The following is a 14,542-nucleotide window of genomic DNA, read 5'->3' on the forward strand; positions in this document are numbered from 1 at the left end:
GGGGTCAGCGGGATGGCGGCGCGGCGTTTTCTGTCGGTGGGGCGATGCATGATGGGCAGGTGGGTGCGCTCGACGGCTTCAGCCCGATGACCAGGGAGTGGTTCACCGGCGCCTTCGCCACGCCGACCGCCGCCCAGGAGGGCGCGTGGTCGTCGATCGCGCGGGGCGAGAACACGCTCGTGGTCGCCCCCACCGGGTCGGGCAAGACGCTCGCGGCCTTCCTGTGGGCCGTCGATCGCCTCGCCGTCGAGCACACGACGGGCCCGGCCTCGGCCGGAGACGTGGCTGCGCGGCAGGAACGCGACGGCGCCTCCGCGGCGGGACTGCTCAGCGGTTCCGAGCCGGGGCGGCAGAGCGATCGGCAGGGCGATCGGCAGAGCGGCCGCCGCGGTGCGCGACGCGGCCGGAAGGACGACCGGGAGCCGCCCCGGCCCTGCCGGGTCGTGTACGTCTCCCCCCTGAAGGCCCTGGCGGTGGACGTCGAGCGGAACCTGCGGGCCCCGCTCACGGGCATCCGGCAGACGGCCCTGCGGATGGGCCTGCCCGCCCCCGACATCTCGGTGGCGATCCGCTCCGGGGACACCGCGGCCGAGGACCGGCGCCGTTTCGCCGCCCGGCCCTCCGACATCCTGATCACGACGCCCGAGTCCCTGTTCCTGATCCTCACCTCTCAGGCGCGCGAGGCGCTGCGAGGCGTCGACACCGTGATCGTGGACGAGGTCCACGCGGTCGCGGGGACCAAGCGCGGGGCGCACCTCGCGCTGACGCTGGAGCGGCTCGACGCCCTGCTGCCCGCTCCGGCCCAGCGCATCGGGTTGTCGGCGACCGTACGGCCGGTCGAGGAGGTGGCGACGTTCCTCGGCGGGTCCCGCCCGGCCACGGTCGTGCAGCCGCCCTCCGAGAAGGTCATCGAGGTCGACGTCGTGGTGCCGGTGGAGGACATGACCGAGCTGGCGCCGCCTCCGCCCGGCGCCGACGGCGAGTCGCCCGAGCACCGGAGGAGCATCTGGCCGCATGTCGAGGAGCACCTGCTCGACCTGATCGAAGCCCATCGGTCCACGATCGTCTTCGCCAACTCCCGGCGCCTGTCGGAGCGCCTGTGCACCCGGCTCAACGAGCTCGCCTGGGAACGGCGGACCGCCCCCGAGCCGGGCGGGGGTCCGAGCCCGGGCTTGGGAGATCCGGCTCACTGGTCGGACGCCTTCGAGGAGTTGCACGCGCAATGGTCGGACCGGCGCGAAGGCCCTGACGCCCAGGGCGGGGACGCGCGGCGGGCCGGCGCGGTCATGCCGTCGGAGATGATGGCCCAGGCGGGGGCCTCGGGCGGCGCGATCCCTGAGGTGGTGCGGGCGCATCACGGCTCTGTCTCCAAGGAGGAGCGGTCCCAGATCGAGGAGGCGCTGAAGTCGGGCCGCCTGCCCGCGGTGGTCGCCACCTCCAGCCTGGAGCTGGGCATCGACATGGGGTCGGTCGACCTGGTGGCCTGTGTCGAGGCGCCGCCCAGCGTGGCGAGCGGCCTGCAGCGCATCGGACGCGCCGGGCACCAGGTCGGGGCGGTGTCCCGCGGCGTGATCTTCCCCAAGTATCGGGGCGACCTCGTCCAGACGGCCGTCGTGGCCGAGCGCATGCGGACGGGGCAGATCGAGGAGATGCGCTATCCGCGCAACCCCCTCGACGTGCTGGCCCAGCAGATCGTCGCGATGACCGCGCTCGACGAGTGGACGGTCGACTCGCTGGAGGCGCTGGTGCGCCGGGCCGCGCCGTACGCCACGCTGCCGCGCGGCGCGCTGGAGGCGACGCTCGACATGCTCGCCGGGCGCTACCCGAGCGAGGAGTTCGCCGAGCTGCGGCCGCGCATCGTCTGGGACCGGGTGACGGGCACCCTCCAGGGCCGTCCCGGGGCCCAGCGCCTGGCGGTGACGAACGGCGGCACCATCCCCGACCGCGGGCTGTTCGGTGTGTTCCTGGTGGGCGACAAGGCGTCGCGCGTGGGCGAGCTGGACGAGGAGATGGTCTACGAGTCCCGCGTCGGCGACGTGTTCGTGCTGGGCGCGACCTCGTGGCGGATCGAGGACATCACCGCCGACCGGGTCCTGGTCTCCCCCGCCCCCGGGCAGCCGGGCAAGCTGCCGTTCTGGCACGGAGACGCGCCGGGCCGGCCCGCCGAGCTCGGGCGGGCGATCGGCGCGTTCCTCCGCGAGCTGTCGGCCGCCGGGGCGGGCGGCCGGGGCGACGGGGCGTCGGCCCGCGAGCGGATCCGCGCGGCGGGGCTCGACGACTACGCCGTCGGCAACCTGCTCGCCTACCTGGCCGAGCAGCGGGAGGCGACGGGCTATGTGCCCGACGACCGCACGCTCGTGGTCGAGCGGTTCCGCGACGAGCTGGGCGACTGGCGCGTGGTGATCCACTCCCCCTTCGGGGCGCGGGTCCACGCCCCCTGGGCGCTGGCCATCGGGCGGCGGCTGCGCGAGCGGTACGGCGTCGACGTCCAGGCCGTCCACTCCGACGACGGCATCGTGCTGCGCGTGCCCGACACCTTCGAGGACGCGCCGACCGACGTCGCGGTGTTCGACGCCGAGGAGATCGAGCAGGTCGTGATCGAGGAGCTGGGGGGCTCCGCCCTGTTCGCCTCCCGGTTCCGGGAGTGCGCCGGCCGCGCCCTCCTGCTGCCCCGCCGCTCGCCCGGCAGGCGCAGCCCCCTGTGGCAGCAGCGCCAGCGGGCGGCCCACCTGCTCGGCGTCGCGAGCAAGTACGCCGGGTTCCCCGTGGTGCTGGAGACGATGCGCGAGTGCCTGCAGGACGTCTTCGACGTGCCAGGCCTGGTGGAGCTCATGCGGGACGTCGCCGCCCGCCGGGTGCGGGTGGTCGAGGTGGAGACCTCCCAGGCGTCCCCGTTCGCGGCGTCGCTGCTGTTCAACTACATCGGCGCGTTCATGTACGAAGGTGACGCGCCGCTGGCCGAGCGGCGGGCGCAGGCGCTCGCCCTCGACACCGCGCTCCTCGCCGAGCTCATGGGGCAGGCCGACCTGCGGGAGCTGCTCGACCCGGATGTCGTCGCCGAGACCGAGCGGGAGCTGGCGCGGCTGGACAGGCCGCTGCGCGACGCCGAGGACCTCGCCGACCTGCTGCGCTCGCACGGCCCGCTGCTCGCCCAGGACGTCTCGATCCGCGAAGGAGATCCGGGCTGGCTCGCCGACCTGGAACGGGCGCGCCGGGCCATCCGGGTGCGCGTGGCGGGCCACGAGCAATGGGCCGCCGTGGAGGACGCATGGCGCCTGCGCGACGCGCTCGGGGTGCCGTTGCCGGTGGGCGTCCCGCACGAGTTCCTCGAACCGCCCCTCGCAGGCGGGACCGCCGGGACGGGCCGGGCCGCCGCCCCCGATCCGCTCGGCGACCTGGTCGCCCGCCACGCCCGCACTCGTGGGCCGTTCTCCTCCGGCACGGCCGCCGCGCGCTTCGGCGTGGGCGTCGCGGTGGTGGACGAGGCGCTGCGCCGTCTCGCGGCGGCGGGCAGGGTGGTCGCGGGCGAGTTCCGCCCCGGGGGCCGGGGCGAGGAGTGGTGCGACGCCGGGGTGCTGCGGCTGCTGCGGCGCCGGTCGCTGGCGCGGCTGCGCAAGGAGGTCGAACCGGTTGCCCCGGAGACGCTGGCGGCGTTCCTGCCCGCGTGGCACGGCATCGTCCCGCAGAGCCTCACGCCGACCGGCGGCGGCCAGGGCGGGAACGGCGGCCCGGCCGGGCTCGCGGGGCCCGGCGCCCGCACGGGTCCGGTGCGGCAGGAGGGCCATGGCCCGGCGCGGGCCATGGACGCTCTGATCACGGCGATCGAGCGGTTGCAGGGGGCGGCCGTCCCCGCTTCCGCGCTGGAGTCGCTGGTGCTCCCCGCACGAGTGCCCGGATACTCCCCCGCCCTGCTCGACGAACTGACCTCGTCCGGGGAGGTCGTCTGGGTGGGCCAGGGCTCCCTGCCCGGCGGCGACGGGTGGGTCGGTCTCTACTTCGCCGACACCGCGCCCCTGCTGCTCCCCACTCCGGCGGAGATCACCGTGACTCCGCTGCACGAGCAGATCCTGGAGATCCTGAGCGGTGGCGGCGCGCTGTTCTTCCGCGAGCTGTCCAACCGGGTCGCGGCGGCGGCGCTCGGCGACCGGGTGCCGCCCCTGTCCGGCCCGGACGCCGCCACGGCCCGCCGGGCCAGAATCCTCGGCCGCGCCGAAGCGGGGCCGGATGGGGCGGCGGGTGTCGCGGGTGCGAGCGCCGGGCCGGACGAGGCGGCGGGTGTCGCGCGTGCGAGCGCGATGCCGGACGACACGACGCTCGCGGCGGCCCTGTGGGACCTCGTCTGGGCGGGCCGGGTCACCGGCGACACGCTCGCCCCGCTTCGCTCGACGCTGGGCACCGGGCGGCCCGCCCACCGGCCGTCGGCGACCAGGCGCCGCCGCGCGGTGCTGCCGACGAGAAGCGGCCCGCCGACCGTGAGCGGCCGATGGTGGCTGCTGCCCTCGCCGTCGCCCGACGCCACCCAGCGGGCCCACGCGCAGGCCGAAGTCCTGCTGGAGCGGCACGGCGTGCTTACGCGGGGCGGCATCACGCCCGAGCGCCTGCCGGGTGGCTTCTCCGCCGTCTACCAGGTGCTGCGCGCGTTCGAGGAGAGCGGCCGGTGCCGCCGGGGCTACTTCGTCGAAGGTCTGGGCGGGGCCCAGTTCGCCCTGCCGGGCGCGGTCGACCGTATGCGCGCCATGTCCTCCACGCCTCCCCCTCCGGCCGAGGACCTGTGGTCGATCCCCGCCCCGCCGCCGCCCCGCCGTGCGGTCGTGCTCGCGGCGACCGACCCGGCCAACCCGTACGGCGCGGCCCTGCCTTGGCCGGACCGCACGGACGACGTCACCCACAAGCCGGGCCGCAAGGCGGGCGCGCTGGTGGTGCTGGTGGAGGGCGCGCTGATCCTCTACGTCGAGCGCGGCGGGAAGACCCTGCTCTCGTTCGGGCCCGAGGAGGACCTGAGGGCTGCCGTGCAGGCCCTGGCGGTCGCCGTCAAGCGGGGAGCCCTGGGGAAGCTGACGGTCGAACGGGCCGACGGCGCCGCCATCACCGACTCACCGCTCGCGGCCGCGCTCGAAGCCGCGGGCTTCCACCCCACGCCCCGCGGCCTGCGCATCCGCGCCTGACGCCACCCTTCCGCCATTGGTTCAGCACAGGCCCATCCGTCCTCCGCCACCGAGTCCAGCCGGTCGGCGGGGTGCCGTCATCGCCGCCACGCCGGCACGGGCGGCCGTGGTGGCGGCGGGGTGCCGTCATCGTCGCCACGCCGGCGCGGGTGGCCGTCGTCCTGCCCGGCCCCGCACCGTCGATCGGGCCGTCCCTACAGCTCGACGGGGCCGTAGATGGCGGCGGGGGCGCGGCGGGTCATGGCCCAGTAGCGGTCGCCGTACGACCAGTGCCACCACTCGGTCGGGTAGTTGACCAGCCCGGCCGCCTCCAGGGCCTTACGCAGGACGTCGCGGTTGCGCCGCGCCTCGGCTCCCACGGGGGCGTCGGTGTAGCACGCGCCGCCGCTCTGCTCAGGGGTCGCGTTGACCGCCGTCCCCATGTCGAGCTCCACCCCGTCGTCGTCGCACAGCGTGAGGTCGACGGCCGCGCCCGCCGTGTGTGGGGCCACCTCGATCGGCGAGACGTAGCGGCTCGCGGCGACGTGCAGCTCCGCGCCCGTCATCCGGGGGAACGCCGCCCGCAGCTCGTCCTTGTACTCCTCGAAGTATTTCGTCTGCAGCGCCGGCGGGCGGTAGCCCTCGACCACCACCAGGTTGCACCCGGCGGGCAGGTGCTCCTGGGCCTCCTCCAGACGGGCGAGCAGGCCCTCGCGCAGGTGGGCGTAGGCCCCGGCGGGGTCGGCGAGCCGCCCGTCCACCCGCAGCCGCCCCCGTACGTCGCTCAGCTTCTCGCCGCACTCGTCCACGCCGATCGAGGTCACGAGGGGATCGGAGATGAGCACCGGCCCCTCGGCGAGGCCGGGCACGGTGGAGCGATCACGCGGAGAGTCGGGCATGAGGATCAACCTACCGTCAGACGGTGTCCGAAAAGACCTCTTCGCGCGCTCGGTCCAATGCCGCGACGATCGCACCCATAAGAACGGGATTGCCCTCCACTCCGGTCGCCACCACCGTGGGACGGCTCGGACACACCCGGGCCACCGCCTCCTCGACCCGCTCCGCGAGGTGAACGCCGCCGGCCCTGCCCACGGCGCCGCCGAGCACGACGAGTCCCGGGTCGAGGACCACGGAGACCGCCGCGACCCCGACCGCGAGCCGTCCGGCCAGGTCTTCGACGAAGGCCTCGTTGCCGGCGTCGACGGCCGTACGGATGAGGTCGGCCACCTCGGCGTCCCGCATGTCCGCGGCGTCGAGGCCGTGCGCGCGGGCCAGGTTCCACAGCGCCTCTCCTCCGACGAGGCGCTGGAAGGAGCCGGTCTGCGGCGCGGTGACCGCGCTCGGCAGCGGCTCCCCGGGAACGGGCAGCCAGCCGATCTCGCCCGCGCCGCCGGTGATGCCGCGGTGCAGCCGGCCGCCGAGCATGACGCCGAGGCCCTGGCCGACGCCGGTCCACAGGATCACGAAGTCGTCGGCGCCCCGCGCGGCGCCGTACGTCTGCTCGGCGAGGGCCGCCAGGTTGACGTCGTTCTCGATGATCACGCATTCGCCGAGCAGGGTGCGCAGCCCGGCCAGGATGCCGACGTGCCAGGTGGGCAGGTCGACCGAGTAGCGCACGTCGCCGGTGAGCGGGTCGACCACTCCGCGGGTGCCGATGACGAAGCAGCGCAGCCGGGTGAGTTCGATCCCGGCCGTCCCGCAGGCCCGCTGGACGGCCTCGTGGACGATGCCCACCGGATCGCGGGCCTCGCTCGGGTCCACGGTCACCTGGGCGACGACCGTGCCGGTGATGTCGGCGACGGCGGCCGTGACGCTGTCCGGCAGCACCTCCAGCCCGGCGACGTACGCGCTGGAGGGATTGACCCCGTAGAGCGCGGCGTTGGGGCCGCGTCCGCCGGGACGCTCCCCCGCGGCCGTGACCAGCCCGCGCGTCTCCAGCCGGGCCAGGAGCTGGCCTGATGTGACCTTGGACAGCCCGGTAAGCTCTCCCAACTCGGCCCTGGTCAGCGGGCCTCTGGAGATGAGGAGTTCCAATGCCGCGCGGTCGTTGATCTGCCGAAGCAGCCGAGGCGTACCCGGTCGTTGAGGCACCGGCTGGTTCCCCTCTCGTCACGATCCGCTAACGCGGTCTTTTTTATAAGAAAGTTTCTTGTTAGTTTATCGCCAGCCAGCCCGGAGGCAACCGATAGCCTCGGGACGCCAGAGCGCCGACCGAAAGGAGAGCGCCTTCCAGCAGGTGAGCGGCCCGCCGACACCCCCCACGAGGCGCACCCCCGACGCGAAGCCGGGAAGGGAGAGACCCATCGTGAAGATCGTGAAGATCGCGGTCGCGACCACCGCGACCGCTGCCCTGGCCCTGGGACTCGCCGCTTGCGGAAGCGACGACTCCGGAAGCACGACCGCCCCGTCGGCTTCCGCCGCCGCGAGCGGTCCGAAGTTCGCCGGCCAGACCCTTACCGTGTGGCGACTCGGTGCCCCCACCGACGTCTTCACCAAATACATGGACGACCTGAACGCCAAGTTCAAGGAGAAGACCGGCGCCGAGGCGAAGGTCCAGTGGATCCCCTGGCCCGACGCCCAGAAGAAGTGGACCACCGCCCTCGCCGGCGGCGAGGGCCCGGACGTCACCGAGTTCGGCAACGACCAGGTCGCCGCCTGGGTGGCGCAGGACGCGCTCGCCGACATCACCGACGCCGTCAAGGGCGACGCGGAGCTCCAGCAGATCCCGCAGAACCTGTGGAGCTACGAGACGATCGACGGCAAGATCTACGCCGTGCCGTGGGGTGGCGGCACCCGCGCCGTGCTCTACCGCAAGGACTGGTTCGACAAGCTCGGCATCGAGGTCCCCAAGACCTGGGACGACCTGGTCGCCGCGGCCAAGAAGATCGTGGACAAGCAGGGCAAGGACGTCGACGGCTTCGCCTTCAACGGCGGCTCCGACGCGAACATGTCCCTGTCGCCGTTCGTCTGGTCGGCGGGCGGTGACTTCGCCAAGTTCGAGGGCGGCAAGTGGGTGGGCCAGCTCACCCAGCCGGGCTTCAAGGAGGGCTTCCAGTTCTACACGGACCTGGTCGCCAAGGACGGCGTGTCCGGCAAGGGCCGCCTGACGCAGAACTCCGTCGACATCGCCCAGCGCTTCGCCGCCGGCAAGGTCGGCATGTACGTCACCGGTGGCTGGGACATCGCGGCCATCAAGGAGCAGAGCAAGGGCAAGGTCGACGAGTCGAAGATGGGCTTCTTCTCGCTGCCCGCCAAGGACGGCTCCGGCCCGGCCCCGGCCTTCCAGGGCGGCAACGACATCGCCGTCTGGAAGGACGCCAAGAACCCCGAGCTCGCCCTCGAGTACGTCAAGCTCGCCGCGGGCAAGGAGTTCGGCGTCCGGTACGCCAAGGAGGGCGGCCTGCTCCCGCTCTACCCCGACGCGCTCCAGGAGCTGGGCAGCGACCCCGCCCAGAAGCCGTTCACGGACACCTTCAAGGTCGCCAAGGGCTTCCCGGCCAGCCCCAACTGGGCGGAGGCCAACGACACCAAGGCCGTGCTGCAGAACGCGGCGCGTGAGGTGATCGAGGGCAAGAAGAGCGTCGACCAGGCTCTGACGGACGCGAACACCGAGCTTGAGACGATCCTCAACCAGTAGATCATGACTCACATGTCAACCCTCGCCCGGGGCGGAGCCGACACCTCCGCCCCGTCGCGGCGCAGTCGCAAGCGGGCGCGCAGGCCGGGGCTCTCCCCGAAGGCCGTCCCGTACGTCCTGCTCCTGCCCGGCTTCCTCGTCATCGCGGTGCTGCTGCTCTACCCGCTGTACCAGATGGTCGAGATGTCCTTCCACAAGGTCGGGCTCCGGCAGATCAAGGCGGTCAACCCCGCGCCCGCCGACTTCGTCGGCTGGGACAACTACTCGCAGATCCTCGACTCGGACCTGTTCTGGTCGTCGCTGCGCAACACGGTGCTGTTCGCCGTCGTCACCGTCGCGCTGACGCTCCTCCTCGGGACCCTCGTCGGCCTGCTGCTCAACAAGCTCGGGCCGAAGATGTCGACCTTCGTGATCGTCGGCATCATGGCCGCCTGGGCCACCCCGCCCACCGCTCAGGCGATCGTGTGGAAGTGGCTGTTCGACTCCGACTCGGGCATCGTCAACTGGGCGCTGAACCTGCTGCCCGACTGGCTGTCGAACCTGCTGTTCGGCCGCGCCGACTGGAGCGGGCACCCGTGGTTCAACGACACCCTCACGCTCTACTTCGTGCTGATCGTGGCCGTGGTGTGGGCGTCGTTCCCGTTCATCGCGGTGTCGGTGCTCGCGGGGCTCAAGAGCATCCCCTCTGAGCTGTACGAGGCGGCGAAGATGGACGGCTCCGGAGCGGTCACCACGTTCAGGACGATCACGCTTCCGCTGCTCAAGCCGGTGTTCTCGGTGCTGGTCGTGCTGTCGATCATCTGGGACTTCAAGGTCTTCACGCAGCTCTACCTGCTGGCCGGCGGCACCGTGAACCGCGACGCGTTCAACCTGTCGCTGTGGAGCTACGCCGAGGCGTTCAGCAGCCCGCCGAAGATGGGCCTGGGCGCCGCCATCGCGGTCGTGCTGACCGTGATCCTGCTGCTGATCACCTTCGTGTACGTGCGTCAGATCGTGAAGACGGAGGACGACATCCGATGAGCCCGCTCGCCCGCAGGAGGCTCGGACGGGCCGCGCTGAACGCGGCCGGGGTCGTGGTGTTCCTCTTCGCGGTCTTCCCCGTCTACTGGATGGTCACCACGGCCTTCAAGCCGAACGACCAGATCTTCACCACGAGCTTCATCCCCTTCCCCAGCCCGCCCTCGATGGACCACGTCTCGCGGGTCTTCACCAAGGGCGTCGCCGGCCACTCCATCTGGCAGTACCTGTTCAACAGCACCCTCGTGGCGCTCAGCGCCGTCGTGCTCGGTGCGGTGTTCGCGCTGCTCGCGGCGACCGCGGTGGCCAGGTTCCGTTTCCGGTTCCGCACGTCGTTCCTGATCCTGCTGCTGATCGTGCAGATGGTGCCGGCCGAGGCCCTGCTGATCCCGCTGTTCACCATGGTCAAGCGGCTCGGCCTGTACGACCAGCTGCTCGGCCTGATCATCATCAACGTCGGCCTGACGCTGCCGTTCTCCGTCTGGATGCTGCGCACGTTCGTCGCGGCCGTGCCCAAGGAGCTGGAGGAGGCCTCCTGGATCGACGGCGCGGGCCGGTTCACCACGTTCTGGCGGGTGCTGTTCCCGCTCGTCGCGCCCGGCCTCGTCGCGACCAGCATCTTCGCGTTCATCACCACCTGGAACGAGTTCGTCTACGCCCTGACCCTCATCGGCGACCAGGGCAAGTACACGATGCCGGTCGCGCTGCAGTTCTTCGTCGGCCAGCGGTCGACCGACTGGGGCGGCATCATGGCCGCCTCCACCCTGATGACCATCCCGGTCCTCGTCTTCTTCCTGCTGGTCCAGCGGCGGATGGTCTCCGGCCTCGTCGCGGGCGCGGTCAAGGGATAGGCCCACCGCCACCGGCAACCCACCCTCGTACGGCCGCCCTCGTACGGCCCGCTTGTACGGCCACCGCACCCGGTGGCCGTACGGGCCCTGCCCGCGCGCCCTCACTCCCACTGTCACCTAAGGAGCCGAGACACCATGTCCGCCACCCGCGACCCCCTGGCGGGGGCCGCCGACCTGTCCACGCGTACCGGCGACCCGGGCCTGCACCGGCTCGCGGCGGGCGCACTGCTGATCTCGTTCCAGGGGACGACCGCGCCGGACTGGGTCCTGCGCGGCCTGGAGGACGGTCTGGGCGGCGTCTGCCTCTTCGGGTTCAACGTCGCGGACGGCGAGCAGGTCGCCGCGCTCAGCACCCGTCTGAACGAGGCGGGCCGCCCGGTCGTCTCCCTGGACGAGGAGGGCGGGGACGTCACCCGGCTGGCCTACCACACCGGGAGCGCCTACCCGGGCAACGCGGCGCTCGGCGCGGTGGACGACGTGGCCCTGACCGAGCGGGTCTACCGCGCCATGGCCGCCGACCTGGCGCGGAGCGGGGTGAACCTCGACATGGGCCCGGTGGCCGACGTCAACACCGCCGACGACAACCCGATCATCGGCACCCGGTCGTTCGGCTCGTCGCCGGGCCTCGTGGCCCGGCACACGGTCGCCGCCGTACGCGGCCTGCAGTCGGCCGGGATCGCCTCCTGCGTCAAGCACTTCCCCGGCCACGGGGCCACCCATCAGGACTCCCACCTGGAGATCCCGCTGGTGGACGCCCCGCTCGACCTGTTGAGGGAGCGCGAGCTGGTTCCGTTCCTCGCGGCGATCGAGGCGGGAGCAAAGTCGATCATGACGGCGCACGTGGCGGTCCCCGAGCTGACCGGGAACCTGCCCGCGACGCTCAGCGCGCAGGCGCTCACCGGGCTGCTGCGCCGCGAGCTGGGCTACGACGGCGTCGTGCTCACCGACGCCCTCGACATGCACGCGATCAGCGGGAGCGTCGGGCTCGCCGAGGGGGCGGTGAGGGCCCTGGCCGCGGGCGCCGACCTGCTGTGCCTCGGGCCGCTGCCCACTCCGGAGGACGTACGGAGCATGGTGGACCACATCGTCGACGCCGTCGCCGAGGGCAGGCTCGCGGCCGAGCGGCTGGAAGAGGCCGCCGCGCGGGTGGAGCGGCTGCGCGACTGGTTCGAGGCCTCGCGTACGACGGTGGTGGAGGACGACGTCATCGGTCTCACCGCCGCCCGGCGCGCCGTGTCGCTGACGGGCTCGGCGGGGCCGCTGGTCGACCCGTTCGTCGTCGAGATCGACACACCGCCGACGATCGCGGTGGGCGAGGTGCCCTGGGGGGTCGCGCCGTGGCTGTCGGAGGCCGAGATCGTCCGGGTCAGGCCGGCGGAGGCCGACGCCGCGGCGCTGCTGGGCCGGGCCCGGGAGCGTTCGCTGATCGTGGTCGTCAAGGACGCCCACCGCCACCCGGGCAGCCGCGCACTGATCTCGGAGCTGCTCGCCGCCCGCCAGGACGCCGTGGTGATGGAGATGGGCCTGCCGATCTGGCGGCCCGAGGCGGGGGCCTACATCGCGACGTACGGCGCGGCCCGCGCCAACACCCAGGCCGCGGTGGAGCTGCTGAGCGACCCGGTGGCGGGGCTGTAGAGGGCGGAGCCGACCGGCCCATCGGCCGGTCGGCCCCTGTTCGCTACGGCGGCGTCCCCGGTACGTACACCCTGATCGCCACGCCGGCCCGGTCAGCCGCAGCTGGTCGCCGTGTAGTCGCTCTCGTAGGACGTGGTGACCTTCTCGCCGTCGATGAACGAGGTGCCCGTGACGGTGACCTTGCCCGCGCCGATCTGCGTGGCCCGTGCGTTGAAGGACTGGTACGCCTGCTTGCCCGGGGCCACGTCGGTCACGGTCTTGGAGCCGTAGGGGGTGGTCAGCGTCACGGTCGCCGGCACGTCGCCGTCGTTGACGGCCGTGACCGCGACGTACACCGACGTGCCCACGCAGCGGGACGAGGCGGTGACGGTCAGCGGCGTCTCGGCGGGCGGCGGCGCCATGACGACCGTGAAGTCGGCCGTGGCGACGTCGGAGGTGTTGCCGGCCTTGTCGGTCGCACGATAGCTCACGGTGTGCGCCCCCGGCCGGTCGATCACAAGCGCCTTCGTGTACGACGCGAACGGCTGACCGTCGACCGAGTACTCCACCGTGTCCACACCGGACTCGGTGTCGGTCGCGGAGATGGTCACCGTGGCGGAATCCACGTAGTCGCCATTTGCGTCCTTCGTGCCGGACACAGCCGCCGACACCGTCGGCGGAGTGGTGTCCTTCGGCTGCGGGGCCACCACCGTGAACGTCACCGACCGCACCTCAGAGGTGTTGCCGGCCTTGTCGGCGGCCCGATACCGCACCGTGTGCTCGCCGACCTGGTTCACCGGCACCGGAGCCGTGTAGGCCTGGAACGCGCCGCCGTCCAGGGCGTACTCCACCGTGTCCACGCCGGACTCGTCATCGGTGGCCGAGACGGTCACCGCGGCGGAACCCACGTAGTCGCCGTCGGCGTTCTTGTCGCCCGACACCGACGCCGACACCTGCGGCGGCGTCGTGTCGGTGGGACCGGCGCTGGTGACCACGAGCTCGCCGACCATTCCCGCGTGACCGGGGATCGCGCAGTAGTAGCGGTACGTTCCAGGGGTGAGGTTCACCTGAACCTCGTGCCTGCCCCCGTTCGTGTCGAAGGGGCTGGCGACGATGTTGACGTTGACGTCGTGGTTGTAGCCGGGGCTGGAGACGTCGAACGTCAGCGTGTGCGTCATCCCGGAGGTGTTGCCGGTCGACGCGTTGGTCTCGAAGACGATCGTCGCAGGGCCGGCCGTCGCCGTGGTCGGCACGGACTTGTACGCGGTGTAACTGTTGTCGGCGGTCCAGACGAGCGTCTGCTCCGCCGCCTGGCCGACCTGCTGACTCTGGTCCTGTGCCGCGGCTCCGGCTCCCGACAGCCACACCGTCGGCAGTGCCACTGCCGCGATCACCAGGACCATGCGTCCGAGCGTGGCAGGGGTCCTGAGCGCCCTCCGCACATCACTGAGGAAGCCCGAGAAAGATCTGATGCGCATATACCGTGTACCTCTCATGATCTGATGCGTCGGCCGGCGGACATCGTGCTTCGGCCGGCGTCACTCGGAGGGCGTGCCGGGCGGGAGAGCTCGCGCACACGGGCGTCGCGGAACTCGGCCAGGCGGTGTCGGCCTCGGAGCGGTGGCAGGTCGGGCGGCCATGACGGGCGGCGTCGCCACGCCCGGAGTCAGGGCGACGTTTCCCTTGTGATCACGGCGCGGCGCCAGGCGGGTGGCCGGGGGGTGCGAAGAGGTCTGTTCGGCCCATCGTCCGCTCCTTCGGTTGTGGGGGGGCAACAGCAACCTTCGGAAGAACTACCTGATCAGCCGCAGTGGTCGCTGGGCTCGCCGATGTCGGACGTGGCGCCGACCTTGTCGAGCTCCTCGTCCCTGCGCCGATCGATCATTCCCGGCGACGGCATCGGTGCCGTGACGTCCTTCATCCCTTCAGAGAGTGGTGGCCGCTCCTCAGGCGCTTCGGCTGGAAACGTAACAGTCTGGCCGCATTTAGTCCACAACCATTACTAAGTTCACTAGTTCGTTACCATACTTACCGAAGAAATCAGCTAAAGACCCGTTACGCATCGTTAGAAGTGCCCTCACACCTGCACGAATCCTCCGGATCGGCATGCCCGGCGCTCCGCGGGCCGGCCTTGAGATCTCGACCCTCAGGTCGTATCCGCCGGCTCGCCGCCGGCATCACGGACCACCCCCCAGCTCGCCGCGCCCGGGCGAGCGCCGTCACCGATTGGGAACCATGACCGAGAAAAGCACCGATGTGAGGCGACGCCTGCTCTCCCG

At 72.1% G+C, this 14,542-nt stretch carries 8 protein-coding genes; 5 read left to right on the forward strand and 3 right to left on the reverse strand.

The window, feature by feature from the left end; all coding sequences use genetic code 11:
• Positions 1-86: 86 nt before the first annotated feature.
• Positions 87-5,165: a DEAD/DEAH box helicase gene (locus ABZ860_RS32020; protein WP_357227238.1), complete on the forward strand. Its 5,079-nt coding sequence runs from the start codon at positions 87-89 to the stop codon at positions 5,163-5,165.
• A gap of 194 nt (positions 5,166-5,359) precedes the next feature.
• Here the strand turns inward: ABZ860_RS32020 and ABZ860_RS32025 are convergent, their stop codons facing one another.
• Together ABZ860_RS32025 and ABZ860_RS32030 are read right to left on the reverse strand one after the other, a co-directional pair.
• A complete protein-coding gene (locus ABZ860_RS32025; protein ID WP_357227212.1) occupies positions 5,360-6,043 on the reverse strand; it encodes a M15 family metallopeptidase in 684 nt (227 codons plus the stop codon).
• A gap of 16 nt (positions 6,044-6,059) precedes the next feature.
• On the reverse strand, positions 6,060-7,235 hold the full coding sequence (locus tag ABZ860_RS32030) for an ROK family protein (protein ID WP_357227214.1): 1,176 nt from the start codon (positions 7,233-7,235) through the stop codon (positions 6,060-6,062).
• Between the two features lie 214 nt (positions 7,236-7,449).
• Here ABZ860_RS32030 and ABZ860_RS32035 point away from each other — a divergent pair, with 214 nt between their 5' ends.
• From ABZ860_RS32035 to ABZ860_RS32050, 4 genes are all read left to right on the forward strand, one after another.
• Entirely contained in the window at positions 7,450-8,781 is a 1,332-nt protein-coding gene (locus ABZ860_RS32035; RefSeq protein WP_357227217.1) for a sugar ABC transporter substrate-binding protein, read from the forward strand.
• Positions 8,782-8,793: 12 nt separating this feature from the next.
• Positions 8,794-9,801 (forward strand): sugar ABC transporter permease, encoded by a 1,008-nt coding sequence (locus tag ABZ860_RS32040; RefSeq protein WP_357227220.1) that lies wholly within the window; start codon positions 8,794-8,796, stop codon positions 9,799-9,801.
• Positions 9,798-10,649, forward strand: a complete 852-nt coding sequence (locus ABZ860_RS32045; protein ID WP_285782990.1) for a carbohydrate ABC transporter permease — start codon at positions 9,798-9,800, stop codon at positions 10,647-10,649. The genes ABZ860_RS32040 and ABZ860_RS32045 overlap by 4 nt, the downstream gene beginning before the upstream one ends.
• 135 nt (positions 10,650-10,784) lie before the next feature.
• On the forward strand, positions 10,785-12,284 hold the full coding sequence (locus ABZ860_RS32050) for a glycoside hydrolase family 3 N-terminal domain-containing protein (RefSeq protein ID WP_357227224.1): 1,500 nt from the start codon (positions 10,785-10,787) through the stop codon (positions 12,282-12,284).
• 92 nt (positions 12,285-12,376) lie between these two features.
• Here ABZ860_RS32050 and ABZ860_RS32055 read toward each other — a convergent pair whose 3' ends face one another.
• Complete coding sequence (locus ABZ860_RS32055; RefSeq protein ID WP_357227227.1) at positions 12,377-13,666, reverse strand: plastocyanin/azurin family copper-binding protein; 1,290 nt, start codon at positions 13,664-13,666, stop codon at positions 12,377-12,379.
• Between the last annotated feature and the right edge of the window lie 876 nt (positions 13,667-14,542).

This window comes from Microbispora sp. NPDC046973, assembly GCF_040644495.1.
GTDB lineage: Bacteria > Actinomycetota > Actinomycetes > Streptosporangiales > Streptosporangiaceae > Microbispora.

Bases quoted from the DNA above. Each gene is read 5' to 3' on its own strand.
- ABZ860_RS32055 (WP_357227227.1), bottom strand. From the start codon at position 13,666: ATGGTCCTGGTGATCGCGGCAGTGGCACTGCCGACGGTGTGGCTGTCG.
- ABZ860_RS32020 (WP_357227238.1), top strand. From the start codon at position 87: ATGACCAGGGAGTGGTTCACCGGCGCCTTCGCCACGCCGACCGCCGCC.
- ABZ860_RS32040 (WP_357227220.1), top strand. From the start codon at position 8,794: ATGTCAACCCTCGCCCGGGGCGGAGCCGACACCTCCGCCCCGTCGCGG.
- ABZ860_RS32025 (WP_357227212.1), bottom strand. From the start codon at position 6,043: ATGCCCGACTCTCCGCGTGATCGCTCCACCGTGCCCGGCCTCGCCGAG.
- ABZ860_RS32050 (WP_357227224.1), top strand. From the start codon at position 10,785: ATGTCCGCCACCCGCGACCCCCTGGCGGGGGCCGCCGACCTGTCCACG.
- ABZ860_RS32045 (WP_285782990.1), top strand. From the start codon at position 9,798: ATGAGCCCGCTCGCCCGCAGGAGGCTCGGACGGGCCGCGCTGAACGCG.